General features: G+C 42.3%; 27 protein-coding genes. 20 read left to right on the top strand and 7 right to left on the bottom strand.

What is annotated here, in order from left to right:
* Positions 1 to 144: 144 nt before the first annotated feature.
* Genes HT679_RS01395 through HT679_RS01410 form a run of 4 tightly spaced genes read left to right on the top strand, consistent with a single transcriptional unit; the run spans position 145 to position 3,651 of the window.
* On the top strand, positions 145 to 1,191 hold the full coding sequence (locus HT679_RS01395) for an iron ABC transporter permease (protein ID WP_173212464.1): 1,047 nt from the start codon (positions 145 to 147) through the stop codon (positions 1,189 to 1,191).
* Position 1,192: 1 nt separating this feature from the next.
* Complete coding sequence (locus HT679_RS01400) at positions 1,193 to 1,948, top strand: ABC transporter ATP-binding protein (RefSeq protein WP_173212466.1); 756 nt, start codon at positions 1,193 to 1,195, stop codon at positions 1,946 to 1,948.
* 19 nt (positions 1,949 to 1,967) lie between these two features.
* Entirely contained in the window at positions 1,968 to 2,978 is a 1,011-nt protein-coding gene (locus HT679_RS01405; RefSeq protein ID WP_173212468.1) for an ABC transporter substrate-binding protein, read from the top strand.
* Complete coding sequence (locus HT679_RS01410) at positions 2,959 to 3,651, top strand: alpha/beta hydrolase-fold protein (RefSeq protein ID WP_173212470.1); 693 nt, start codon at positions 2,959 to 2,961, stop codon at positions 3,649 to 3,651. The genes HT679_RS01405 and HT679_RS01410 overlap by 20 nt, the downstream gene beginning before the upstream one ends.
* Before the next feature lie 43 nt (positions 3,652 to 3,694).
* On the opposite strand, the gene HT679_RS01415 is transcribed toward HT679_RS01410, so the two are convergent.
* Positions 3,695 to 4,444, bottom strand: a complete 750-nt coding sequence (locus HT679_RS01415) for a 1-acyl-sn-glycerol-3-phosphate acyltransferase (RefSeq protein ID WP_173212472.1) — start codon at positions 4,442 to 4,444, stop codon at positions 3,695 to 3,697.
* A gap of 132 nt (positions 4,445 to 4,576) precedes the next feature.
* Here HT679_RS01415 and HT679_RS01420 point away from each other — a divergent pair, with 132 nt between their 5' ends.
* The 6 genes from HT679_RS01420 (at position 4,577) to HT679_RS01445 (ending at position 11,669) form a co-directional block, all read left to right on the top strand.
* Positions 4,577 to 6,913 (top strand): cation-translocating P-type ATPase, encoded by a 2,337-nt coding sequence (locus HT679_RS01420; RefSeq protein WP_173212474.1) that lies wholly within the window; start codon positions 4,577 to 4,579, stop codon positions 6,911 to 6,913.
* 101 nt (positions 6,914 to 7,014) lie between these two features.
* On the top strand, positions 7,015 to 7,692 hold the full coding sequence (locus tag HT679_RS01425; RefSeq protein WP_173212476.1) for a tRNA (adenine(22)-N(1))-methyltransferase TrmK: 678 nt from the start codon (positions 7,015 to 7,017) through the stop codon (positions 7,690 to 7,692).
* A complete protein-coding gene (locus tag HT679_RS01430; protein ID WP_173212478.1) occupies positions 7,679 to 8,476 on the top strand; it encodes a Nif3-like dinuclear metal center hexameric protein in 798 nt (265 codons plus the stop codon). Before HT679_RS01425 ends, HT679_RS01430 begins: the two co-directional genes overlap by 14 nt.
* Positions 8,477 to 8,492: 16 nt before the next feature.
* A complete protein-coding gene (locus tag HT679_RS01435) occupies positions 8,493 to 9,584 on the top strand; it encodes an FAD-dependent oxidoreductase (protein ID WP_173212480.1) in 1,092 nt (363 codons plus the stop codon).
* A gap of 98 nt (positions 9,585 to 9,682) precedes the next feature.
* On the top strand, positions 9,683 to 10,702 hold the full coding sequence (gene galE, locus HT679_RS01440) for a UDP-glucose 4-epimerase GalE (RefSeq protein ID WP_001156540.1): 1,020 nt from the start codon (positions 9,683 to 9,685) through the stop codon (positions 10,700 to 10,702).
* A 1-nt stretch (position 10,703) separates the two neighbouring features.
* Entirely contained in the window at positions 10,704 to 11,669 is a 966-nt protein-coding gene (locus HT679_RS01445) for a glycosyltransferase family 2 protein (protein WP_173212482.1), read from the top strand.
* Between the two features lie 50 nt (positions 11,670 to 11,719).
* Here the strand turns inward: HT679_RS01445 and HT679_RS01450 are convergent, their stop codons facing one another.
* Positions 11,720 to 11,926 (bottom strand): ferredoxin, encoded by a 207-nt coding sequence (locus tag HT679_RS01450; protein ID WP_080551653.1) that lies wholly within the window; start codon positions 11,924 to 11,926, stop codon positions 11,720 to 11,722.
* Positions 11,927 to 11,977: 51 nt separating this feature from the next.
* Between HT679_RS01450 and HT679_RS01455 the strand changes: the two genes are divergently transcribed.
* The 8 genes from HT679_RS01455 to HT679_RS01490 all read left to right on the top strand — a co-directional run bounded on the left by HT679_RS01455 (position 11,978) and on the right by HT679_RS01490 (position 17,663).
* Complete coding sequence (locus tag HT679_RS01455) at positions 11,978 to 12,451, top strand: SAG1386/EF1546 family surface-associated protein (protein ID WP_173212484.1); 474 nt, start codon at positions 11,978 to 11,980, stop codon at positions 12,449 to 12,451.
* 8 nt (positions 12,452 to 12,459) lie between these two features.
* A complete protein-coding gene (cmk, locus tag HT679_RS01460) occupies positions 12,460 to 13,131 on the top strand; it encodes a (d)CMP kinase (protein WP_173212486.1) in 672 nt (223 codons plus the stop codon).
* Positions 13,132 to 13,261: 130 nt separating this feature from the next.
* A complete protein-coding gene (locus HT679_RS01465; protein ID WP_001061596.1) occupies positions 13,262 to 13,600 on the top strand; it encodes a zinc ribbon domain-containing protein YjdM in 339 nt (112 codons plus the stop codon).
* Between the two features lie 2 nt (positions 13,601 to 13,602).
* Positions 13,603 to 14,232: a Pr6Pr family membrane protein gene (locus tag HT679_RS01470; RefSeq protein ID WP_173212488.1), complete on the top strand. Its 630-nt coding sequence runs from the start codon at positions 13,603 to 13,605 to the stop codon at positions 14,230 to 14,232.
* A 229-nt stretch (positions 14,233 to 14,461) separates the two neighbouring features.
* Positions 14,462 to 15,613 (top strand): MFS transporter, encoded by a 1,152-nt coding sequence (locus tag HT679_RS01475; RefSeq protein ID WP_173212490.1) that lies wholly within the window; start codon positions 14,462 to 14,464, stop codon positions 15,611 to 15,613.
* A gap of 98 nt (positions 15,614 to 15,711) precedes the next feature.
* On the top strand, positions 15,712 to 16,461 hold the full coding sequence (gene truA / locus HT679_RS01480; protein ID WP_125416066.1) for a tRNA pseudouridine(38-40) synthase TruA: 750 nt from the start codon (positions 15,712 to 15,714) through the stop codon (positions 16,459 to 16,461).
* Complete coding sequence (locus tag HT679_RS01485; RefSeq protein WP_173212492.1) at positions 16,451 to 17,224, top strand: bifunctional hydroxymethylpyrimidine kinase/phosphomethylpyrimidine kinase; 774 nt, start codon at positions 16,451 to 16,453, stop codon at positions 17,222 to 17,224. The genes truA and HT679_RS01485 overlap by 11 nt, the downstream gene beginning before the upstream one ends.
* Positions 17,202 to 17,663: an ECF transporter S component gene (locus HT679_RS01490; RefSeq protein WP_173212495.1), complete on the top strand. Its 462-nt coding sequence runs from the start codon at positions 17,202 to 17,204 to the stop codon at positions 17,661 to 17,663. Before HT679_RS01485 ends, HT679_RS01490 begins: the two co-directional genes overlap by 23 nt.
* A gap of 104 nt (positions 17,664 to 17,767) precedes the next feature.
* Here the strand turns inward: HT679_RS01490 and HT679_RS01495 are convergent, their stop codons facing one another.
* The 4 genes from HT679_RS01495 to HT679_RS01510 form a co-directional block, all read right to left on the bottom strand.
* Positions 17,768 to 18,850, bottom strand: coding sequence for a Xaa-Pro peptidase family protein (locus HT679_RS01495; protein WP_173212497.1), 1,083 nt, complete (start codon positions 18,848 to 18,850; stop codon positions 17,768 to 17,770).
* 127 nt (positions 18,851 to 18,977) lie between these two features.
* Positions 18,978 to 19,760 (bottom strand): lipid II isoglutaminyl synthase subunit GatD, encoded by a 783-nt coding sequence (gene gatD, locus HT679_RS01500; RefSeq protein ID WP_173212499.1) that lies wholly within the window; start codon positions 19,758 to 19,760, stop codon positions 18,978 to 18,980.
* Positions 19,760 to 21,103: a lipid II isoglutaminyl synthase subunit MurT gene (murT, locus tag HT679_RS01505; protein WP_173212501.1), complete on the bottom strand. Its 1,344-nt coding sequence runs from the start codon at positions 21,101 to 21,103 to the stop codon at positions 19,760 to 19,762. Before murT ends, gatD begins: the two co-directional genes overlap by 1 nt.
* A 98-nt stretch (positions 21,104 to 21,201) precedes the next feature.
* Positions 21,202 to 22,518, bottom strand: a complete 1,317-nt coding sequence (locus HT679_RS01510; protein ID WP_049524702.1) for an FAD-containing oxidoreductase — start codon at positions 22,516 to 22,518, stop codon at positions 21,202 to 21,204.
* A 193-nt stretch (positions 22,519 to 22,711) separates the two neighbouring features.
* Between HT679_RS01510 and HT679_RS01515 the strand changes: the two genes are divergently transcribed.
* Together HT679_RS01515 and HT679_RS01520 are read left to right on the top strand one after the other, a co-directional pair.
* On the top strand, positions 22,712 to 23,938 hold the full coding sequence (locus tag HT679_RS01515) for an OFA family MFS transporter (protein ID WP_173212503.1): 1,227 nt from the start codon (positions 22,712 to 22,714) through the stop codon (positions 23,936 to 23,938).
* A 197-nt stretch (positions 23,939 to 24,135) separates the two neighbouring features.
* Positions 24,136 to 25,713 carry a DEAD/DEAH box helicase gene (locus HT679_RS01520; protein WP_173212506.1) on the top strand — a complete coding sequence of 526 codons (1,578 nt, stop codon included), beginning with the start codon at positions 24,136 to 24,138 and terminating at the stop codon, positions 25,711 to 25,713.
* Positions 25,714 to 25,791: 78 nt separating this feature from the next.
* On the opposite strand, the gene HT679_RS01525 is transcribed toward HT679_RS01520, so the two are convergent.
* A partial coding sequence (locus HT679_RS01525) for a hypothetical protein (RefSeq protein ID WP_173212507.1) occupies positions 25,792 to 26,044 on the bottom strand: 253 nt, incomplete at its 5' end.

The following is a 26,044-nucleotide window of genomic DNA, read 5'->3' on the forward strand; positions in this document are numbered from 1 at the left end:
ACTCAAGTATAATCTTCGGTTACGATTATTAGCACTGTAAGACCAACTATATTTATTTTTCTCATCTTGTTCCATTGTTGAAAATATGGTATACTTTTCATGAGAATTTTCTAAATTTTTAAGATTCTATCAAAGGAGGTTTGCATGCTTTCCAAATTTTCTGGAAGCCGACAAGACCAGCAATTTGTGATACTTTTGCTTATTTTGCTAGGTATTTTAGGGATTTCTCTCTTTCTAGCAGTTTCTATGGGATCTGTTGCGATTAATCTAGGAGATACCTATCGGATTATGTTGAGCAGGTTGGGATTTCCTCTTGAGATAGGAGAGGTTTCCAAGTCTACTCTTGCCATTGTATGGAACATGAGATTCCCTCGAGTATTATTAGGTCTGATAGTAGGAGCAGGTCTTTCTATGTGTGGTAGCGTGATGCAGTCTACAGTGAACAATCCCATCGCTGAGCCCTATGTCTTAGGCATCTCTGCTGGTGCAACTCTAGGAGCAACCCTAAGCATCATTCTTGGTTTAAAAGTGATGATTAGCCTTGGAGCTTTTCTTGGAGCTATTTTGGCAACAATTGCTGTCCTCATCATAGCCTCTATGCAGGGAAGGATGACAACTTCTAGCCTGATTTTATCAGGAACGGTGGTCAATGCTCTCTTTCTGGCTTTTTCCAACTTTATTATCTCAGTTGGCGCTAATGCGGATAGTGTGATGACCATTAAGTTTTGGACCATGGGCTCGCTCGCTGGGACTTCCTGGGCAGACTTGGTCCTGCCAACTATAGTAGTAGGAATGGCCTTTCTATTTTTCTCTACTCAGTATCGTGTTTTCAATGCGATGATGATGGGAGATGAGGCTGCTTTAACTTTGGGGATTCCCTTACGCTTTTATTGGTATCTTTATGTGACAATGGTGGCTGTGCTGACAGCAGTCTTGGTGGCAACCTGTGGGATTATTGGATTTGTCGGTCTGATTACCCCACATTTAGCTCGAGGGTTAGTAGGAACGAATTACAGGAGGCTTTTTCCTGTTGCAACCTTGCTAGGTGCCCTCTTTGTCATCTGGGCAGACGTACTCTCTCGTATCATCATTCCAAACGCAGAGCTTCCTATTGGTATTTTCACAGCCTTAGTAGGTGCTCCCTTCTTTATTTACATTGTTGGAGGTAGGCGAAGGGAGGTGAGGGTCTGATATGGACTTGATTTGTCAGGATGTCCACTTTGGACTGGGAGAGAAAAAAATCCTCAAAGGAGTTTCTCTTAAGGTTGAAGGGAATCAATTTCACACGATATTAGGACCAAATGGAAGCGGGAAAACCAGTCTACTTAAACTCCTCTATCGTCAGGAAAAGGCGGACAAAGGCTTGATAAGCCTAGATGGAAAGCCGCTGGAGCATTGGTCACTCAAAGAAACAGCCAAGCAAATGGCAGTTGTCACCCAGTTTAACCAGCTACAGTTTGATTGTACAGTTGAAGAAATCGTCTTGCTAGGCAGAACTCCCCACCTCTATTTTTTACAGAAGGAAAGGGAAAGAGATTATGCTCTCGTTCAAGATGCCCTCGTCAAGGTGGATATGCTTGAGAAGAAAACTCGTCTCTATTCGTCTCTTTCAGGGGGAGAAAAGCAACGAGTCTTGTTAGCACGGGCCTTGGCACAAGAACCGACTCTCTTGCTCCTGGACGAACCAACTAATCACCTAGATATCAAGTACCAGCTAGACTTGCTGGCCATTGTGAAGAATCTCAAGGTCAATGTTCTAGCTGTCCTGCATGATATTCAACTTGCTTGTCGCTATTCGGATTATCTCTATCTGATGAAAGAGGGGGAAATCCTTTACCAAGGGACTCCAAAGGAGACCATCACCCCTGAGTCATTGCAAACTGTATATGGAGTTCAAAGTCAGGTTACTTGGACCGAGGATCAGCAAGCTATGATTCACTATTTATAAGAATGAAAAGGAAAACAAGATGAAAAAAACACTAAGCATTTTACTCGTAACAGTAGCTACCTTAACTTTGGCAGCTTGTGGCAATACTACTACAGAAACAGCTACCACACAATCTAGCACAGAAACAAGTCAAAAGGCCAGCACAGAGACGACTTATCCGTTAACGATCAAAACTTATGATGCTAAGGGAAATGAAGTTGAACAAGTCTTTGACAAGACACCTGAAAAAGTTATTACCAACAATCTTTCAACCACTGAAATCTTATTGGAGTTAGGCTTGAAAGATAAAATTGCTGGCATGCTCAACCCTGACAATGCTGTGACGGACAAATACAAGGACGCGATTGCGACTATTCCTCAAATTGGGGATAAAAAAACAGTCTCACAAGAGACAGTCCTTTCTTATGAGCCAGACGCTGTGATGGGTCGAAACATGATGTTTTCTGAAAAATCTTTGGGGACAGTTAGCACTTGGAATGAAAATAAAATCCCAGTTTATACTCAAAAGGCTTCTCTCTCAACAATTCAGCAAGATTTGGGGAATATCGTAGAAGATGTCAAAAATCTTGGAATGATTTTTAATGTTCAGGACAAGGCTAATGAATACGCAGCCCAATTACAAACTAAAATTGACGCTGTTAAGAAAGCAAATCCAGCAAGCCAAGGTGAAAAGAAAAAGGCTTTGATTATGGTTGCTTATAATGATCAAACCTTCGGTGCCTACAAGTCTGCTTTGCAAGAAAGTTTGTTAAATCAACTTGGTTATACAAATGTTGCAACGGGAACATCGGGCTTGACCTTGGAAAATCTCGTGTCAATGGATCCTGAATTGATTATCTATGTAACCAGCGACCGCAACAAAAAATTGGATGCCAACGCAGTAGAGTTGATGAAGGCAAATGCTGTTTTGGAAGGTGTTCCTGCTATTAAGAATCAAAAAATCATGACTATCTCTTACGATGAGTTGATGGATTATGGTCCAGCAGTGATTGATTCCCTTGAGAAAATCAATGACTTTATCAATAAATAATGAGTTTGATTGGGAAGGAATCCAAGTCAAGGTCAGCCTTCCTTCTAACTACGACCCCAATCAAACCTATCCAGCTATTTTATTGAATGATGGAAACTTGGATTTCCTATCGTCTCTGTCCGATACTGTGATTTTAGTGGGCTTGACCTCTAAAAATCGCCTAGATGACTACACTCCTTGGAAGGCAGCTGCTCTGAGAGATGGAGCTCCAGATTTTGGAGGTCAGGCCAAGGTCTATCATGATCATTTATTTGGAGGTCTTTTAGACAAGTTGCAGTCTCTTTATCGCCTGGACGAAACTCGCCTTGCCTACGGAGGTTATTCACTAGGTGGTTTGGTGGCAGTCTACAGTCTTTTCAGCTTTGACAAGGTTTCCTGTGTCTTTTCGATCTGTGGTTCCTTTTGGTATCCTGATTTTGTGACTTACTGCAAGGAAGAAAATGTGAAAAATTTGGACTGTTTGCTGTATTTACAGAACGGTCAAACAGAAGGAGCCCATCATACCAATCGCTTGGCTCAAGCACCGGTCTATGCTGAGCAAATCCATACCAGTCTTCAGAAACACTATCCGAACGGCCAGTTTGTCTTTGATCCTTATGGACACCATGAACAAGTAGTTGAACGATTCCTAGCTTTTTCCAGCTGGTTGGCCCAAAAATGGAAAATTGAATAAAAGATTTATCCCTTGGCTTTTGCCAAGGGATTGTTGTATTTATTTAACCAAGTTTTTCTCTCTTCTTATCTGGATTCCAGATGAAGCTTGCGATGAAGCTAAAGATGATAGTTAGGATAGCGAGGATAACCGCAAGGATAAGGGCAGGGATGCGGATAAGCCACCAGAGTGGGTTTGGTTTTTTATCATTGTGCCATTGTTTCGTTTCCTCGTCCAGACGTTGAAATTCTGCTTGGATGCGATTGGCGACTGTTTCAATGCCTTCATCATTCATTTTCTTGATATCTGAGATATCGATTGGATTTCCAAAGTTCATATCGACACGCTCACGGCTAACCAAGCCTTTCAAGGTCATAGGACCTGTGTAGGTAACCGGCATGATACGGACCTTGGCCATCTTGGCAATCAAGGCTACGCCACCCTTGACATCGTTTGAGTGACGGCTCCCACTTGGAAACATGATGAGAGAGCGATCACTTTTTTTGAGAACATTGATAGGGTATTTGATGGCAGAAGCACTAGGATTTTCACGGTCGATAGGAAAGGCACCACACATACGAATCCACCAACCAAATATACGGTTGGCAAAGAGTTCTTTTTTGGCCATAAAGATAAATTGTTTTGGCTTGGTCGCAAAGGCCATGTAAACAGGATCCCACCAGGTACGGTGAGGGGCAACCAAAATATAATTTTCATCTTGATTAGGAATTTTATCAGTATTATGATAGTGGGCATTGCCATTGATGGACCATAGGAGTAATACAACCAATCCACGTAAATAAGTATAAAACATGCGATCTCCTTCGATTATTTTCTTGTTATTATTATACCTTATCAAAGGAGGGCTGGCAAACTTTTCCCTTGACTAGGTGCATATTTGGGATGAGATTAGAATTCTGTTAAAAAAAATGATATGATAGAATTTATGGATAAAAATAAGATTATGGGATTAACCCAAAGAGAAGTCAAGGAAAGACAGACTAAGGGCTTGGTCAATGATTTTACTGCTTCGGCCAGTACCAGCACTTGGCAAATCATCAAACGAAATGTCTTTACCCTTTTTAACGCTTTGAACTTTGCCATTGCTTTGGCCCTTGCCTTTGTGCAGGCTTGGAGCAATTTGGTCTTTTTTGCTGTTATCTGCTTTAACGCTTTTTCTGGGATTGTGACCGAGCTGCGGGCTAAACACATGGTGGACAAGCTCAATCTCATGACCAAGGAAAAGGTCAAAACCATTCGTGATGGCCAAGAAGTGACTCTGAATCCGGAAGAATTGGTGTTAGGAGATGTTATTCGTTTGTCTGCTGGAGAGCAGATTCCTAGTGATGCCTTGGTTTTGGAAGGATTTGCAGAAGTCAATGAAGCCATGTTGACGGGGGAAAGTGATTTGGTGCAAAAGGAAGTGGATGCCTTGCTTTTGTCAGGAAGTTTCTTAGCCAGTGGTGCAGTTTTAGCTCGTGTCCATCATGTAGGTGCAGACAACTATGCTGCCAAGCTCATGCTGGAAGCCAAGACCGTTAAACCGATTAACTCCCGTATCATGAAATCGCTGGACAGGTTAGCTGGTTTTACTGGAAAGATTATCATTCCCTTTGGTCTGGCTCTCTTGCTAGAAGCCTTGCTTTTAAAAGGCCTGCCTCTCAAGTCATCCGTTGTAAATTCGTCGACAGCCCTGCTGGGAATGTTGCCTAAGGGAATTGCCCTTTTGACCATTACTTCGCTCTTGACAGCGGTGATTAAGTTGGGCTTGAAAAAGGTCTTGGTGCAGGAGATGTACTCTGTTGAGACCTTGGCGCGCGTGGACATGCTCTGTCTGGACAAGACGGGCACTATCACCCAAGGCAAGATGCAGGTGGAGGCTGTTCTTCCGCTGACGGACACTTATGGTAAAGAGACTATTGCCAGCATTTTGACCAGCTACATAGCTCACAGTGAGGATAAAAATCCAACAGCTCAAGCCATTCGCCAGCGTTTCCAAGGCCAAGTAGCCTATCCTATGCTTTCGAATCTTCCCTTCTCTAGCGACCGCAAGTGGGGAGCCATGGAGTTAGAGGGTTTGGGAACAGCTTTCTTAGGGGCGCCTGAGATGTTGCTGGATTCTGAGGTCCCAGAAGCCAGAGAGGCCTTGGAGAGAGGTTCACGTGTATTGGTCTTAGCTCTCAGTCAGGAGAAATTAGACCATCACAAACCACAAAAACCATCTGATATTCAGGCTCTAGCCTTGCTGGAAATTTTGGATCCCATTCGAGAAGGAGCAGCAGAGACGCTGGACTATCTCCGTTCTCAGGAAGTGGGATTGAAAATTATCTCTGGTGACAATCCAGTTACGGTGTCCAGCATTGCCCAGAAGGCTGGTTTTGCGGACTACCATAGCTATGTAGATTGTTCAAAAATCACTGATGAAGAATTGATTGTTATGGCTGAAGAGATAGCTATTTTCGGACGTGTTTCCCCTCATCAAAAAAAACTCATCATCCAAACTCTGAAAAAAGCAGGGCATACAACAGCTATGACAGGGGACGGAGTCAATGATATCCTGGCTCTTCGTGAGGCGGATTGTTCCATCGTAATGGCTGAGGGAGATCCAGCGACTCGTCAGATTGCCAATCTGGTTCTCTTGAACTCTGACTTTAATGATGTTCCTGAGATTCTCTTTGAAGGTCGTCGTGTGGTCAATAACATTGCCCACATCGCACCGATTTTCTTGATAAAGACCATCTACTCATTCTTGCTCGCAGTTATCTGTATTGCCAGTGCTCTTCTGGGACGGTCTGAATGGATCTTGATTTTCCCTTTTATTCCAATCCAGATTACCATGATTGACCAATTCGTGGAAGGTTTCCCACCATTCGTTCTGACTTTTGAGAGAAATATCAAACCTGTCGAACCAAACTTCCTCAGAAGATCCATGCTTCGTGCCCTACCAAGCGCTCTCATGGTCGTGTTCAGCGTTCTTTTTGTGAAAATATTTGGAAGTAGCCAAGGTTGGTCTGAGTTAGAAATCTCAACTCTACTCTATTATCTATTGGGGTCAATTGGTTTCTTATCCGTATTTAGAGCCTGCATGCCATTCACTCTCTGGCGTGTCCTCTTGATTGTTTGGTCAGTAGGAGGCTTCCTAGCGACAGCTCTCTTCCCAAGAATCCAAAAACTACTTGAAATTTCAACCTTGACAGGACAAACGCTACCTGTTTATGGTGTCATGATGTTGGTCTTTACCGTGATTTTCATTCTAACCAGTCGTTATCAAGCTAGAAAATAAATAAAGGCTGCAATCTATGGATTGCGGTCTTTTTAGGTGCAGGAGTGCTGGCTGAAATGTGGTATAATAAGAGATAATAGAGTTTTGGAAAGTGAGAGAAAATGATTTCAAAGAGATTAGAATTAGTGGCTTCCTTTGTGCCACAGGGAGCCATTTTGCTAGATGTGGGAAGTGACCATGCTTATCTGCCTATCGAGTTGGTTGAGAGAGGCCAAATCAGAAGCGCCATTGCAGGTGAGGTGGTGGAAGGCCCCTATCAGTCTGCGGTCAAAAATGTTGAGGCTCACGGCCTAAAGGAGAAAATCCAAGTCCGTTTAGCCAATGGGCTGGCAGCTTTTGAAGAGGCAGACCAAGTGTCTGTCATTACCATTGCTGGCATGGGAGGTCGTTTGATTGCTAGGATTTTAGAAGAAGGCTTGGACAAGTTAGCTAATGTAGAGCGTTTGATCCTCCAGCCCAATAATCGTGAAGACGACTTGCGCATTTGGTTGCAAGACAATGGTTTTCAGATTGTGGCAGAAAGTATTCTAGAAGAAGCTGGCAAGTTTTATGAAATTTTGGTGGTGGAAGCTGGACAAATGAAGCTATCAGCCAGTGATGTTCGCTTTGGTCCCTTCTTGTCCAAAGAGGTCAGTTCAGTCTTTGTCCAAAAATGGCAAAAAGAAGCTGTTAAGCTAGAGTTTGCCCTCGGACAAATCCCAGAAAAAAATCTGGAGGAACGTCAAGTTCTAGTAGATAAAATTCAAGCCATCAAGGAGGTTCTCCATGCTAGCAAGTGAAGTAATTAATGCATATGAAGCCTTTTGCCCTCAGGAATTTTCCATGGAGGGAGACAGTCGTGGCCTGCAAATTGGCACTTTGGATAAGGAGATACAAAGGGTCATGGTGACTCTGGATATTCGTGAAGAAACGGTGTCTGAAGCTATTGAAAAGGGTGTAGACTTGATTATTGTCAAGCACGCGCCGATTTTCCGTCCCATCAAGGATTTGGTAGCTAGCCGTCCACAAAATCAGATTTACATTGATCTCATCAAGCATGACATCGCAGTTTATGTCAGCCATACCAATATTGACATCGTTGAAAATGGCCTTAATGATTGGTTCTGTCAGATGCTGAGAATTGAGGAGACGACTTATCTACAGGAAACTGGCCCTGAACGTGGAATTGGACGTATTGGGAATATTCAGCCTCAGACCTTTGGGGATTTTGCCCAACATGTCAAGCAAGTCTTTGGCCTAGATAGTCTTCGATTGGTGCATTATCAAGAGAATGACTTGCAGAAGCCTATTTCAAGAGTGGCTATCTGTGGTGGTAGTGGGCAGTCTTTCTATAAGGATGCTTTAGCAAAAGGGGCAGATGTTTATATCACTGGTGACATCTACTACCATACTGCCCAGGATATGTTGTCAGATGGCTTGTTGGCATTGGACCCAGGTCACTATATTGAAGTGCTTTTTGTGGAAAAAATTGCAGAGCTTCTTAATCAATGGAAAGGAGAAAAGGGCTGGACAATCGATATTGTACCTAGTCAAGCATCGACCAATCCTTTCCACCATATCTAGTTAGAAAGTGAAAACAATGAAAAAAGTTGCTATTATCGGAGCAGGAATTGTGGGAGCAACAGCTGCCTACTACCTCTCGAAAGAAAGTGACCTAGAGGTGACCGTTTTTGACCATGGACAGGGTCAGGCAACCAAGGCTGCAGCAGGAATTATCAGTCCTTGGTTTTCCAAACGCCGCAATAAAGCTTGGTACAAGATGGCGCGCTTGGGGGCTGATTTTTATGTGGATTTATTGGCTGATTTAGAGAAGTCAGGACAAGAGATCGACTTTTACCAGCGTTCGGGAGTCTTTCTCCTGAAAAAGGATGAAACTAAGTTGGAAGAACTCTATCAACTAGCCCTCCAGCGCAGAGAAGAATCTCCCTTGATAGGGCAATTAGCCATTCTGGACCCAGCATCAGCTAATGAATTATTCCCTGGCTTACAGGGATTTGACCGCTTGCTCTATGCTTCTGGTGGAGCGAGAGTAGATGGTCAACTCTTAGTGACTCGTTTGCTGGAAGCCAGTCAGGTTAAGCTGGTCAAAGAAAAAGTGACTCTGACACCGTTAGCATCAGGTTACCAGATTGGTGAAGAGGTGTTTGATCAGGTTATTTTGGCGACGGGAGCTTGGTTGGGGGATATGTTAGAACCCTTGGGTTATGCTGTGGATGTCCGTCCTCAAAAAGGACAACTCCGAGATTATCAGCTTGCCCAAGATATAGAATCATACCCTGTTGTTATGCCAGAAGGGGAGTGGGATTTGATTCCTTTTGCAGGTGGGAAATTGTCTCTAGGTGCTACTCATGAAAATGATATGGGATTTGATTTGACGGTAGATGAAACCTTACTCCAACAAATGGAGGAGGTCGCCTTGCCTCACTATCCGATCTTGGCCGAAGCTACTTCAAGATCTGAGCGTGTGGGAATCCGTGCCTATACCAGTGATTTCTCACCTTTCTTTGGGCAAGTACCTGGCTTAGCAGGTGTCTATGCTGCTAGTGGACTAGGTTCATCAGGCCTTACAACTGGTCCTATCATTGGTTACCACCTAGCACAACTGGTACAAAGCAGGGAAATGACCTTAGACCCAGCAAACTACTCAATTGAAAACTATGTTAAACAATAAGATTTTACTGAAATTTTATCCTACCCTCTAGGATGGCAAATGACATTCCCTATCAAAAATGGTAAAATAAGAAAAAATCCGAGAATCGAGGAAAAAAGATGCAAGAAAAGATTTTAGTAACGGGTGGAGCAGGTTTTATCGGAACCCACACTGTTATTGAGTTAATCCAAGCAGGTCATCAGGTTGTTGTGGTGGATAACCTTGTTAATAGTAACAGAAAAAGTTTAGAAGTTGTTGAGAGAATTACAGGAGTTGAGATTCCTTTTTATGAGGCTGATATCCGTGATACAGATACCCTTAGAGACATTTTCAAACAAGAAGAACCAACAGGTGTCATTCACTTTGCTGGTTTGAAGGCTGTTGGCGAATCAACACGTATCCCTCTTGCCTACTATGACAACAATATAGCTGGGACTGTTAGTCTTTTGAAGGTCATGGAAGAAAACAACTGTAAAAACATCATTTTCAGTTCTTCTGCGACAGTTTACGGGGATCCGCACACAGTGCCCATCTTGGAAGATTTCCCACTTTCAGTGACCAACCCATATGGCCGCACTAAGCTTATGCTTGAGGAAATTTTGACAGATATCTACAAGGCAGACTCAGAGTGGAATGTTGTCTTGCTTCGTTACTTTAACCCAATCGGAGCCCATGAGAGTGGTGATTTGGGAGAAAATCCAAACGGTATTCCAAACAATCTCTTGCCATATGTGACTCAAGTAGCCGTTGGGAAATTAGAGCAAGTGCAAGTGTTTGGAGACGATTACGATACGGAAGATGGAACTGGTGTTCGTGACTATATCCACGTTGTCGATTTGGCTAAAGGTCACGTTGCAGCTCTGAAAAAAATCCAAAAAGGCTCAGGTCTAAACGTTTATAACCTTGGAACAGGTAAAGGATACTCAGTTCTTGAAATTATCCAAAATATGGAAAAAGCAGTGGGACGCCCAATTCCTTACCGCATCGTAGACCGTCGCCCAGGAGATATCGCGGCCTGCTATTCAGATCCTGCAAAAGCCAAAGCAGAACTCGGCTGGGAAGCAGAACTCGGCATCACCCAAATGTGTGAAGACGCATGGCGTTGGCAAAGCAAGCATCCAAATGGATTTGAAGACTAAGATGGTGATATCAATCATTGTCCCCTGTTTAAACGAAGAGGAAGTACTTCCTCTTTTTTATCAGGCTCTGGAAGCTTTACTTCCAGATTTGGAAACAGAAATCGAGTATGTCTTTGTCGATGATGGATCAAGTGATGGGACCTTGGAACTCTTAAAGACCTATCGGGAGCAAAATCCGGCAGTGCATTATATTTCTTTCTCACGAAATTTTGGCAAAGAAGCAGCTCTCTATGCAGGCTTACAATATGCGACAGGAGATCTGGTGGTGGTAATGGATGCAGACCTCCAGGATCCTCCTAGTATGTTGCTTGAGATGAAAAACTTACTAGACCAAAATGCAGATTTGGACTGTGTTGGAACAAGGAGAACTAGTCGGGAAGGAGAACCAGTTTTACGTAGTCTCTGCGCTAATCTCTTTTATCGCCTTATGAAAAAAATCAGCCCAGTAGCCCTGCCGTCAGGTGTCCGTGATTTTCGTATGATGAGAAGGTCTGTAGTCGATGCCATTTTAAGTTTGACTGAGTTCAATCGTTTTTCTAAGGGACTCTTTGCCTGGGTCGGCTTTAAAACCCACTATCTGGACTATCCAAATGTCGAAAGGCAGGCTGGCAAGACCAGTTGGAGTTTTAGGCAACTCTTTTTCTACTCCATTGAAGGGATTGTTAATTTTTCAGATTTTCCCCTGATTATAGCTTTCGTAGCTGGTCTCCTATCTTGTTTTATTTCTCTACTGATGACCTTTTTTGTTGTGGTTCGGACTCTCATTTTGGGCAATCCGACATCAGGTTGGACCTCTCTGATGGCTGTCATTCTCTTTCTTGGAGGCATTCAACTCTTGACCATTGGAATTCTCGGCAAGTACATCAGTAAAATTTATTTGGAGACCAAAAAAAGACCACTTTATCTCATCAAAGAAAAAAGTGACCTTCCTGATTTTACAGAAAAAAATAAAGTGAAAAGACTATAATTTTACATGGAAATATGCTAAACTAGAGGGAGTGGATTATCGCCATTGATTTAGGCTTTCTGGTTTCCAATCAGGGCGCGAGTTGGGCAATTTTTAACAGCCTCTAAGACATCCTGACTAGGAGAAATTTCTTTTTCTAGTTGGTCAGGGTCATCGTAAAAACGCACGATTCCATTATCGTGGTAATCAAATAAATCAGAATAAGTTTGGCAAAGCCCACAGGCGATACATCGTTCAGGTATAAGTGTGATTTTCATGTTCATATTTATATTGTAATAAGAAAAGTAAAAAAAAACAAGGAGTAGGGTATGGAAAAAGAACCGTGGCAAGAAGATATTTATGATCAAGAAGAATCAAGAGCAGAGCGTCGTAAGAGAACTCAAGGCAGAGATGTAGTGGCTAATCGTGTCTTGACGATTTTAGCTAGTATTTTCTTCGTGATTGTAGTCGTGATGATTATTGTTCTCATCTATCTATCATCGGGGGGGAGTAATCGCACAGCAGCCTTGAAAGATTTTCACGATTCTGATGCAAGTGTAGTACAAGTCTCATCTTCAAGCAGTTCCCAGCCTGAGCAAAGTTCAGAGCCAGAATCTACTTCTAGTAGTTCAGAAGAAGCTGCTAATCCTGAAGGAACGATAAAAGTTTTGGCTGGAGAAGGGGAAGCAGCCATTGCCGCTCGTGCTGGAATCTCCATTGCACAGTTAGAAGCCTTAAATCCTGGGCACATGGCTACAGGGTCTTGGTTTGCTAATCCAGGTGATGTTATAAAAATAAAATAGGAGTTGATATGAAAACAATTCAAATTGCTATTGACGGTCCTGCTTCCAGTGGTAAGAGTACAGTCGCAAAGATTATTGCCAAGGATTTTGGTTACACCTATCTAGATACAGGTGCCATGTATCGTGCGGCAACCTATATGGCTCTCCAAAACCAGTTAGGAGTAGAAGAAGTCGAAGCCCTTCTAGCCTTGTTGGACCAGCATCCAATTAGTTTTGGGCGTTCAGAAACTGGGGAACAGCTTGTTTTTGTAGGGGATGTGGATATTACCCATCCTATCCGTGAAAATGAAGTAACCAATCATGTTTCTGCTATTGCAGCAATTCCTCAAGTGCGTGAGAAACTAGTTTCTCTCCAACAAGAGATTGCCCAACAAGGCGGGATTGTCATGGACGGTCGCGATATTGGGACTGTTGTATTGCCACAAGCAGAATTAAAAATTTTCCTAGTAGCTTCTGTTGATGAGAGAGCAGAGCGTCGTTACAAGGAAAATGTTGCCAAGGGAATTGAAACAGACCTTGAAACTCTAAAAGAGGAAATTGCTGCGCGTGACTACAAGGATAGTCATCGTGAGACTTCGCCTCTCAAACAAGCAGAGGATGCTGTCTACCTTGATACAACTGGTTTGAACATTCAAGAAGTAGTTGAAAAAATCAAAGCAGAAGCTAAAAAAAGAATGTAAATGTAGAAAAGCCGATAGATAGATATCGGTTTTTTTCTAAATTTGTCAAAATGCTGATTTTAGGGTATAATAGTTGCTGTTCGAGAAATTTTGATTTTCAAAGAATAGCGAATGATGATAAGGAGAAACCATGAACAACCTACCAAATTGCCCAAAATGTAACTCAGAGTATGTCTACGAAGACGGTGCCCTACTGGTTTGCCCAGAGTGTGCTTATGAGTGGAATCCTGCTGAAGTTGCAGATGTAGAAGAGGGTCTTGTTGCTATCGATGCCAATGGAAATAAATTGGCTGACGGTGATACAGTAACTCTCATCAAGGACTTGAAGGTAAAAGGTGCGCCAAAAGATTTGAAACAAGGGACGCGCGTGAAAAATATTCGCATCGTAGAAGGCGACCACAATATCGACTGTAAGATTGATGGCTTCGGTGCCATGAAACTCAAATCAGAGTTTGTGAAGAAAATTTAAACATGTCAAAACACTATAAACTTGTATTTTATAGCCGTATCTTCTTGTTTCTAGCGGCTTTTACGGGAGTTTATCTTGAAATTACCAAGCATGGTGGTTTTGGGATGCTTCTCTATTACACGGTTCTGTCAAATCTGTTAGTAACTATTTTTACGCTCTATCTCTTAAAGGTTATGAGCCGTGTAGGTGAAAACTGGCAAAGACCAAGTCTCTTGCGCTTAAAAGGTGGAGTCACCATGAGTATCATGATTACCTGTGTGATTTACCATTTCCTCTTAGCGCCTATTGCGACTAATTTCTATACCCTAGAAAATTTCCTTTGCCACTATATCGTTCCCCTCTGGTTTTTCGCAGATACCCTCTTTTTTGACAAACAGGGTCAATACAAGATTTGGGATCCAGTTGTGTGGACGATTTTACCCTTGCTGTATATGATGTTTGCTCTCTTTAATGGTTTGGTTTTAAAACTCAATATTCCAAATGCCAAGGATAATCCTTTCCCTTACTTCTTTTTGAATGTGAACAAGGGTTGGGATGTCGTGTTCAAGTGGTGTCTGATTATCTTTGTTGCCTATATGGTGGCAGGATTTATCTTCTATTTTATTAAGCAAATCAAGAGAAAGTCATCCTAATACTCTTCGAAAATCTCTTCAAACCACGTCAGTTTCGCCTTGCCGTACTCAAGTACAGCCTGCGGCTAGCTTCCTAGTTTGCTCTTTGATTTTCATTGAGTATAAGACACAAGGGATTCATTTTCGAGTTTAAGAAGGAGTCTACAAACCAATGGGACTTCTTCTTTTCTTGCTTGTTTGATAACGATCAAAAAAGTAGAAGATTAAGAGAAAGATAGAAAGAGATTTCATGAAACAATTTTTAGAACGGGCCAGTATTTTGGCTCTCTCCCTCGTTTTGATTACCTCCTTTTCGATTTCAAGTGCCCTGCCAGCCATGTTTGACTATTATCAAGGCTATCCTAAGGAACAAATTGAGCTCTTGGCTAGCTTGCCTTCCTTTGGAATTATGATTATGTTACTACTAAATGGTTTCTTAGAAAAAATATTTCCTGAGCGATTACAGATTAGTTTGGGATTGTTGATTTTATCACTGAGTGGAACAGCACCCTTTTGGTATCAAGCCTATCCCTTTGTCTTTGGAACACGGATTCTTTTTGGTTTGGGTGTTGGGATGATTAATGCTAAGGCAATTTCTATTATCAGTGAACGCTATCAAGGGAAAACGCGAATTCAGATGTTAGGGCTACGTGGTTCTGCAGAGGTTGTTGGAGCTTCTCTCATTACCTTGGCAGTCGGCCAGTTGTTGTCATTTGGTTGGACAGCTACTTTCTTAGCCTATAGTGCTGGATTTTTGGTGCTGACCCTTTATCTGCTCTTTGTCCCTTATGGAAAAGAAAAGAAAGAAGTCAAGAAAAAAGCGAAGGAAGCAAGTCACTTAACTCGAGAAATGAAAGGCTTGATTTTTACCCTAGCTATAGAAGCAGCAGTGGTAGTTTGTACCAATACAGCTATTACCATCCGTATTCCAAGTTTGATGGTGGAAAGAGGACTTGGAGATGCCCAGTTATCTAGTTTTGTTCTTAGTGTCATGCAGTTGATCGGGATTGTGGCTGGTGTGAGTTTCTCTTTCTTGATTTCTATCTTTAAAGAGAAACTGCTCCTCTGGTCTGGTATTACTTTTGGTTTGGGGCAAATTGTGATTGCCTTGTCTCCATCCTTGTGGGTGGTAGTGGCAGGAAGCATTCTGGCTGGTTTTGCCTACAGTGTAGCCTTGACGACGGTCTTTCAACTTGTTTCTGAACGAATTCCAGCTAAACTCCTCAATCAAGCAACTTCATTTGCCGTATTAGGCTGTAGTTTCGGAGCCTTTACGACCCCATTGGTTCTAGGTGCAATTGGCTTGATGACTCACAATGGGATGTTGGTCTTTGCTATCTTAGGATCTTGGTTAATTGTAACCTCTATCTTTGTCATGTACCTACTCCAAAAGAGAGCTTAGGATTGGTTTCCTAGGTTTTTCTTTTGAGTTTTTTGTACCCAGACAATATTTATTTTAGAACCTTGTCTACAGATTAATTTCTTGATAAAATAGAAGTTGTGACGAGATATAAAGCAACTATTTCCTATGATGGTTACGCCTTTGCTGGTTTTCAGCGCCAGCCTCATGCGCGTAGTGTTCAGGAAGAAATTGAAAAAACCTTGACTAGATTGAATAAGGGGCAAGCCATCACTGTTCACGGTGCTGGTAGGACAGATAGTGGGGTTCATGCTTTGGGACAGGTTATTCATTTTGACCTGCCTTATCAGATGGATGAGGAGAAGCTCCGTTTTGCTTTGGATACCCAGTCCCCTGAAGATATTGATGTGATTTCGATTGAGCTTGTGGCAGATGATTTTCATTGCCGTTATGCCAAGCATAGCAAGACTTATGAGTTTATTGTGGATAGAGGACGTCCCAAGAATCCTATGCGCCGTCACTATGCCACTCACTTTCCCTACCCACTCGATGTGGAACGCATGCAGATTGCAATCAAAAAGCTAGAAGGAACCCATGATTTCACTGGCTTTACAGCCTCTGGGACTAGTGTAGAAGATAAGGTTCGCACTATTACAGAAGCTAGCCTTAGGGTGGATGAGACAGGCCAGTTTTTGACCTTTACCTTTTCAGGAAATGGTTTCTTGTATAAGCAGATTCGCAATATGGTGGGGACGCTACTCAAAATTGGCAATAACCGCATGCCAGTAGAGCAGATTGACCTCATCTTGGAGAAAAAGGACAGGCAGCTTGCAGGTCCCACTGCAGCACCAAATGGTTTATATTTAAAGGAGATTCGTTATGAAGAATAATCGTATTTTAGCACTTTCTGGAAATGATATTTTTAGTGGTGGTGGTTTGTCAGCTGATTTGGCTACCTATACCTTGAACGGCTTGCATGGCTTTGTAGCAGTGACTTGTTTGACAGCCTTGACAGAAAAAGGATTTGAAGTCTTTCCAACTGACGATGTCATTTTTCAATATGAATTAGATAGCTTGCGTGATGTGGAGTTTGGGGGGATTAAGATTGGTCTTCTACCAACTGTCAGCGTAGCTGAGAAGGCATTGGACTTTATCAAACAACGACCAGGAGTGCCTGTGGTTCTGGATCCTGTCTTGGTCTGCAAGGAAACGCACGACGTAGCAGTTAGTGAACTCTGCCAAGAGTTGATTCGCTTTTTCCCTCATGTCAGTGTGATTACGCCTAATCTTCCTGAAGCAGAATTACTAGCAGATCAAGAGATTAAAACCCTTGAAGATATGAAAACTGCAGCACAGAAATTGCATGAATTAGGAGCGCCAGCAGTCATTATCAAGGGAGGCAATCGCCTTAGTCAGGACAAGGCTGTAGATGTCTTTTATGACGGACAAAACTTTACAGTCCTAGAAAATCCTGTCATCCAAGGCCAAAATGCTGGTGCAGGTTGTACCTTTGCTTCTAGCATTGCCAGTCACTTGCTTAAAGGTGATGAACTTTTACCAGCAGTAGAAAGCTCTAAGGCTTTCGTTTACCGTGCCATTGCACAAGCAGATCAGTATGGAGTAAGACAATATGAAGCAAACCAAAACAACTAAAATCGCCCTTGTATCCCTATTAACCGCTCTTTCTGTGGTTCTAGGTTATTTCTTAAAAATTCCAACACCGACAGGCATTCTAACTCTTTTAGATGCGGGTGTCTTCTTTGCGGCCTTCTACTTTGGTAGTCGTGAAGGGGCTGTAGTCGGAGGACTAGCAGGTTTCTTGATTGACCTCTTATCAGGCTACCCTCAGTGGATGTTCTTTAGTTTAATCAACCATGGCTTACAGGGATTTTTCGCAGGATTTAAAGGAAAAGCTCAGTGGTTAGGCCTTATCTTGGCAACGATTGCTATGGTAGGGGGTTACGCCTTGGGTTCTACATTGATGAATGGCTGGGCTGCAGCTCTACCAGAAATTCTACCAAATTTCATGCAAAATATGGTAGGGATGATTGTAGGATTTATCCTTAGCCAAAGTATCAAGAAGATTAAGTAAAGAGGCTGTGGAGAAAGTCCTAAAAATCAGAAAAAACGCATAGTATCAGGTATTGAAAAAACTTGATATTATGCGTTTTATTGTGGGAAGATTTTTGAAAAATTTTAATCAAAATAAAGCAAGTCTTTGCTGGTGCTTGTAAAGAGGTCGAAGCCATCCTTGGTAACAACACCGCAGTCTTCGATACGGACACCGACTTTACCAGGGATATAGATACCTGGTTCAACAGAGAAGCACATGCCTTCTTCGATGATCATGTCGTTTCCTTCCATGATAGATGGGAATTCATGGACATCCATACCGATACCGTGACCAAGACGGTGGTTGAAGTACTCGCCGTAACCAGCTTTTTCAATGACCTCACGAGCAGCGCGATCCACTTCATGGGCAGTCACACCTGGTTTGATAAAGTCAAGAGCAGCTTGTTGAGCTTCAAGAGTCAAGTTATAAATGTCTTTCTTGAATTGGTCTGGTTTGCCGACAGCGACCGTACGAGTCATATCTGACGCATAGCCGTTGACTAGAACACCAAGGTCAAAGAGGAGAAGGGCGTTATTTTCAACTTTGTTTGCTGCTGGAATACCGTGTGGATTTGCAGCATTATCACCAGTCAAGACCATGGTATCAAAACTCATTTCATAACCTTCACGCTTCATAGCAAAGTCAATTTGGGCGATGATATCTGTCTCAGTCTTATCAAGAGAAATATTGTCAAAACCAACATTAACAGCCTTGTCCGCATAGAGACCTGCAACCATCATTTTTTGCACTTCATCAGCTGATTTGATGAGGCGCATGCGTTGGATACGAGGAGTGAGGTTTTCAAACTCAGCAGTTTCAAAAACGGTTTTTAAACCATGATATTTGGTCAAGATGAGATTGTCAAACTCAACAGCGACACGTTTGAAGTCAAGTTGTGGAAGAGCATGTTTCATTTTTTGCCATGGATTTTCAGAATCCACATAGCCTACAACTGGGAAGGAAACAGTGCTGCTTGCACGCTCAACCTCAAGGGCTGGCACAAAGAGGAGAGGTTCCTGATCTGCTAGGACAAAAAGGAACATTTGGCGTTCATGGGGATCACTGTAAAAGCCAGTGAGGTAATTGATTGTGACGGGGTCAGATACGACAGCGACGTCTAGTTTTTCTGATTCAAGATATGTTACGATTTGTTGTAATTTAGACATATGCTACCTTCTTTCTACCCCTCTATTTTGGCAAAAAATGAGAGAAAATGCAAGGGAGAAGGGTAAAAGAACAGACAAAAAGAACTCCGACAAGATAACGGAGTTCTTTGATATAGTTTTACTTTGTTTAAGAAAAGTCAGCCTTGCTTTTGACGTCGCTATATTCTTCAGCGATTTCTTGGCTGAGAATGTCCTCATAGGCAGGGAGTTGGATGTCCTGACCGTATTTCTTCTTGAGGGCAGTAGTGACTAGGCGATAGGCCAGATTGGCATTGCGAGAGAGGATAGGCCCGTGGAAGTAAGAACCGAAAACATTTTTATAATGAACCCCTTCGCCGACTTTTTCTTCGTTATTTCCATTTCCATAGACTACCTGTCCCAGTGGTTGTTGGTCATCTGAGAGGAAGGTACGGCCCTGATGATTTTCAAAACCATAGTAGGTTTCATCGAAATCTTCATTGTGAATCTTGATGTCCCCGATAAAGCGATTATTGGTCTGGTTGAGGGTATAATGTCCCATGACCCCTAGCCCTTCAATACGTTTACCTGAAGCTTCAACATAATATTGGCCCAATAGTTGGAAACCGCCGCAGATAGCCAGAACCACACCGTCGTTTTGGATGTAGTTGTCAATGCTCTCTTTTTTAGCAGGTAGATCGTCTGCAATGATACTCTGTTCAAAGTCTTGACCACCACCAAAAAAGGCAATGTCGTAATGATTTTCGTCAAAGTCATCATGGAGAGAAACGATGTCAACCGTCACATGAGCTCCCAGCTTTTCAGCCACATACTTGAGCATGAGAATGTTTCCATTATCCCCGTAGGTATTCATGAGGTTTCCGTAGAGGTGGGCAATGTTGAGCTGATAGGGGTAATTGCCAGCTTTTGAGGAAAGTGAAGTATAAACCATTAGTTCATCTCCTTTCTAACAATCTGACGACTAGCCAGCAGTTCGCGGAATTCCAGCATAGCAGTATAGGTAGCTAGGATATAGGCATGCTTGCAGTCTTGGTTCTCAATGGTTTTAAGAACTTGTTCCAGACTACTTGTTTCAATGATTTTTTCAGCTGGATATCCTGTTACTCGGAGGCGACGTGCAATTTCAGAATGGCGAACACCGCCAGCGTTGATTTCGGGAATGTCCATGTCAGTGATTTGTTCAAAATCAGCATCCCAGATCCAGCTGGTGTCAATACCGTCTGCATAGTTAGCGTTAAGAAGAACAGATAGACTAAATGGATAAGGAGCTAGTTTGATCATTTCGATAGCTTGGGTTGCACCGACTGGATTTTTAATCAAGACAAGGGTGCATTCCTTATCACCGATATGGAAGGTTTCCTGGCGTCCAAAGACTGCACGGCTCTTATCAAATCCCTGCTTGATGAGTTGTGAATCTGCACCAAGGAAACGGGCGATAGCAACCGCAGCTAGGGCGTTGTAGATATTGTAGAGACCACCGATTTGGATGCCGTATTCTTGGCCGTCAATGACAAAGCGAGAACGATTGTTGGTCAACTCAACCAGTTCTGTCAAACGATAGTCCAGTTCAGGACGTTTACATCCGCAGCTTTCACAGATATAGGCACCCAAGTTTGCATAGGTATTGTGCTCGTACTTGAGGATGCCTTGACAGTCAGGGCAGAGAATCCCTTCGGTATTGTAGTGAGCCAGTTGGGCGGGGCCTTTCTCCAAGTCAAAACCAAAATACTCTACAGGATTTGGAATAGCTGGCTTGTAGAAAAGTGGACTATCTCCATTAAGAAGAACAGTGGCAGTAGGCACCTTACGAATAGCATCTAAAATCATCTTGTAAGTCGTGTAAATCTCACCATAGCGGTCCATCTGGTCACGGAAGATATTGGTGATGACAAAAAGGCTTGGCTGGATATAGTCACAGATACGAGAGAGACTGGCTTCATCAATTTCTAGAACGGCAATATTTTTCCCAGTTTTAGAAGATTTGGCTGTTAAGAAGGTTGTCGCAATTCCTGTAATCATGTTGGCACCGCTTGGGTTGGTCAGAACTTGACCATAAACCTCTTTTAAAATACCGACAGTGAGGGCAGTTGTCAAGGTTTTTCCGTTGGTTCCAGTGACCACGACAATCTCGTAGTTCTTAGCTAGGTTTTGTAAAATATCTTTATCAAATTGAAGGGCAAGTTTTCCTGGGAGCGTACTTCCACGGCCAAGACGGCTTAAAACGAAGTGGGAAGAGCGCCCAGCAATAAGGCCCAAAGTAGTTTTTAAGTTCATGTTTCTATTATATCACAAAAGAGTGAAAAGACAGATTTGGTGTTTCGCAGAAGCAAAAACAGCCCAAAGAGGGCTGTTCGATACGATCAAATCTCAACTTAAATCGCAAACAAGTCATTCAAGTTCTCAGCCAAGGTTGGGTGAGTGAAGATTTGTTTTGTGAAGTAAGTATAAGGAATCTTGTTGTCCATAGCAACAGTAATGATGTTGATGATTTCTTGAGAACCTTCTGAGAAGATGCTTGCTCCAAGAATTTCTTTTGTTTCAGTATTCACAACAGCTTTGAAAGCTCCGCGAAGGTCTCCATTTACGTGACCACGAGGCATGGCTGCAACAGGGATTTCCTTCACTGCGTATGGAAGTTTCAAATCAGCTGCTTGGCTTTCAGTCAAACCGACTTGTGAAAGTGCAGGTGTGATAAACATGGTGTTTGGAACATTGAGACGGTCTTCAAGTGTGTAGCTGCCATCTCCAGCAAGGTAGCTGTAAACAACACGGAAGTCATCAAGTGAAATGTAAGTAAATTGAAGACCACCGTTGACATCCCCAACTGCAAATACACCAGGAACGTTTGTTTGACAATGTTTGTCTACTTTAATAGCACCACGTTCAGTTAGTTCAATATCTGTATTTTCAAGTTGAAGTGGTTCTACATTTGGTTTACGTCCAGTTGCATAGAGAAGGGCATCGAAACGGTAAGTTTCGTTTTCAGTTACGACAAGCACTTGGTCACCATCGTTTTTGATTTCAGTAGTATGGATATTTTGAAGCAATTCAATACCATCTTCTTCCATGTATTGTTTAGCAAGAGCTGCGATGGAAGGTTCTGCACGAGGTAGGAATGTATCCAAGGCATCTAGGACTGTAACCTTGCTTCCAAGTTTGTTGTAAAGACCAGCAAATTCAAGACCGATATTTCCGCCACCAAGGACTCCAAGTTTTTCAGGCAATTTGTCCAAGTTTTGGATACCTGTTGAGTCAAAGACATTCTTGCTTGTAGCAAGTCCTGGAATTGGCAAGACGTTTGAAACAGCACCAGTGTTGATGACGATTGTTTCAGCAGTTAGTTCTTGTTTTTCATCACCAGCTTGGATTTCGATGACTTTATTTGAAAGGAAGTGAGCTTCCGCATCAAAGATATCCACGCCTGTACCAGCAACAGTAGCATAGTTTTTACCATTGAGGCGACCAGTGATAGTATTTTTGGTAGCAATGACTTCTTCAAAAGATAAGTCTTTCTCAGCAGCAACTAGCAAGGTTTTAGTTGGGATACAACCAATGTTGATACAAGTTCCACCATACATAGCTTTACTACGTTCAACGAGGGCAACTTTTTTGCCAGCTGAAGCTAATTTACCAGCTAGTGTTTTACCAGCCTTACCAAATCCGATAACGATTAAATCATAAGTTAACATTTAGAGTTCCTCCTATTCGCATTTCATTCTAGCACAAGAGAAAAACTTTTGCACAATTCTGCTACGAAAAAGACAGAAAAAGATAAAAACGCTTTCCAGACAAAAAACTAGTAATTTTTTGACAAGCTTGATAAACTAAAATCCTACCTATTTTTATATAAGATAGAATAAATGTTCGAAAATAGGAGGTTTTATGAAATCGAATCGTTATATTATTGCCTTTGCTGGGGTCATTTTACACTTAATGCTGGGTTCTACTTATGCTTGGAGTGTTTATCGTAACCCTATTATTGAAAAAACGGGATGGGATCAGGCTTCTGTTGCCTTTGCCTTTAGTCTAGCAATCTTTTGTTTAGGCTTATCGGCTGCATTTATGGGGCGTTTGGTAGAAAAATTTGGTCCGAGAGTCATGGGGAGTCTATCTGCTTTTCTATACGCAGGTGGAAATATCTTAACAGGATTTGCAATAGACCGTCAGGAACTGTGGTTGTTGTATCTCGCTTATGGTATTTTAGGTGGGCTTGGTTTGGGAGCAGGCTATATTACCCCTGTGTCAACGATTATAAAATGGTTTCCTGATAAACGTGGTCTCGCAACAGGTTTAGCGATTATGGGGTTTGGTTTTGCTTCTTTATTGACTAGTCCCATAGCGCAACATCTCATCGCAGGGGTAGGGCTTGTAGAAACTTTTTATATTTTAGGTGCAAGTTACTTTATTATCATGCTCCTAGCTTCACAATTCATTAAGCGTCCAAATGAGCAAGAGCTTGCAATTTTATCTGCTTCAGGGAAAGAAAAAACAGCCTCTTTGACGCAAGGAATGGCTGCAAATCAGGCTCTAAAAAGCAATCGGTTTTATATACTTTGGATTATTTTCTTTATCAACATAGCTTGTGGTTTAGGCTTAATTTCAGCGGCATCGCCAATGGCACAGGAGATGGCTGGCTTGTCTACAAGTCATGCAGCAGTAATGGTGGGCGTTTTAGGGATTTTCAATGGATTTGGTCGCTTGCTCTGGGCGAGTTTGTCTGACTATATCGGTCGCCCTCTAACCTTTAGTATATTACTGCTTGTCAATCTTTTCTTTTCTCTCTCACTTTGGCTCTTTACAGATTCCGTTTTCTTTGTAGTCGCTATGTCTATTTTGATGACTTGCTATGGAGCTGGTTTTTCTTTGATTCCAGCTTATCTCAGTGATATTTTTGGAACCAAGGAATTGGCCGCTCTGCATGGTTATATTTTAACAGCTTGGGCAATGGCTGGTTTAGCAGGACCTATTTTATTAGCAGAGACTTATAAAATGGCTCATTCTTACACACAAACCTTGTTCGTTTTTATCATTTTATATAGTATCGCCTTGGCTTTGTCTTATTATCTAGGTCGTTCCATCAAAAAGGAAAGCCAAAAACCGCTTACATGATTTTCTAGAGAAATTAGGCTATCTTTTGCTCTGGTCTTGTGTTATACTAGATGGGTTGCAAAGAAAACAGTACTTTTCTTTTGTGGAAAAGAAGCAACACGATTTTGTATCCAGTATATGAAAATACGTCATAAAAAGAAAAGTATAAACTAAGCCCTATAGGGTGGCTTCGCACCACCTTTAGAAAGAAGAATAACGTGAAATTTAATGACTTAAACTTGTCTGCTGATTTGCTAGCAGAGATTGAAAAAGCTGGTTTTGTAGAAGCTAGTCCGATCCAAGAACAAACTATTCCCTTGGCCCTTGAAGGCAAGGACGTTATCGGTCAAGCTCAGACTGGTACAGGAAAAACTGCAGCCTTTGGCTTGCCTACCCTTGAAAAAATCCGTACAGAAGAAGCGACCATCCAAGCCTTGGTGATTGCACCAACTCGTGAACTCGCTGTCCAAAGTCAAGAAGAACTCTTCCGATTTGGTCGTAGTAAGGGAGTCAAAGTCCGTTCAGTATATGGCGGATCAAGCATCGAAAAACAAATTAAGGCTCTTAAATCGGGTGCCCATATCGTGGTGGGAACTCCAGGTCGCCTCTTAGACTTGATTAAACGCAAGGCCTTGAAATTGCAAGACATTGAAACGCTCATCCTTGACGAAGCGGATGAAATGCTCAACATGGGCTTCCTTGAAGACATTGAAGCTATCATCTCCCGTGTCCCTGAAAATCGACAAACTCTTCTTTTCTCAGCAACTATGCCAGATGCCATCAAACGTATCGGTGTTCAGTTTATGAAAGAACCTGAGCATGTGAAGATTGCGGCTAAGGAATTGACCACAGAATTGGTTGACCAGTACTATATCCGTGTCAAGGAACAAGAAAAATTTGATACTATGACTCGTCTCATGGATGTGGAACAACCAGAACTTGCTATCGTATTTGGTCGTACCAAACGTCGTGTAGATGAATTGACTCGTGGACTTAAAATCCGTGGTTTCCGTGCAGAAGGAATTCATGGAGACCTGGACCAAAACAAACGTCTTCGTGTCCTTCGTGATTTTAAAAACGGTAATCTTGATGTTTTGGTTGCAACAGACGTGGCAGCACGTGGTTTGGATATTTCAGGTGTGACCCATGTCTACAACTACGATATTCCACAAGATCCTGAAAGTTATGTTCACCGTATCGGTCGTACAGGTCGTGCTGGTAAATCAGGTCAATCAATTACCTTCGTTGCTCCAAACGAAATGGGCTACCTTCAAATTATTGAAAACTTGACTAAGAAACGCATGAAAGGTCTTAAACCTGCAAGTGCAGAAGAAGCTTTCCAAGCTAAAAAACAGGTAGCTCTCAAGAAAATCGAACGTGATTTTGCAGATGAAACCATTCGTGCTAATTTTGAGAAATTTGGTAAGGATGCTCGTAAGCTAGCTGCTGAGTTTACTCCAGAAGAATTGGCAATGTATATCTTGAGTCTCACTGTTCAAGATCCTGATAGCCTTCCTGAAGTGGAGATTGCGCGTGAAAAACCACTGCCATTTAAACCATCAGGTAATGCCTTCGGTGGTAAAGCTAAGGGAGGTCGTCATGGAGATGACCGTCGTGATAATCGCCGTGGAGACAACCGTCGTGGTGGTCGCCGTGATGATTTCAAAAAAGGAAGTCGTGTCAATGACCGTTTTGATAAAGACAGACGTTACCGTAATAAAGACAATAAAAAACCACGCAATACTTCAAGTGAAAAGCAAACAGGCTTTGTTATTCGTAACAAGGGCGATAAATAAGAAAAAGCGGTTCAAAATGAATCGCTTTTTTATATAAGGAGACCGAATGTGAAAAGATAATATTCTTCGAAAATCTCTTCAAACCTCGTCAACGTCGCCTTGCCGTAGGTATATGTTACTGACTTCGTCAGTTCTATCTGCAACCTCAAAACAGTGTTTTGAGCTGACTTCGTCAGTTTTATCTGCAACCTCAAAACAGTGTTTTGAGCTGACTTCGTCAGTTTTATCTGCAACCTCAAAACAGTGTTTTGAGCTGACTTCGTCAGTTTTATCTGCAACCTCAAAACAGTGTTTTGAGCTGACTTCGTCAGTTTTATCTGCAACCTCAAAG

Origin of the sequence: Streptococcus sp. 4886 (assembly GCF_013276485.1) — a bacterium.
Lineage (GTDB): Bacteria > Bacillota > Bacilli > Lactobacillales > Streptococcaceae > Streptococcus.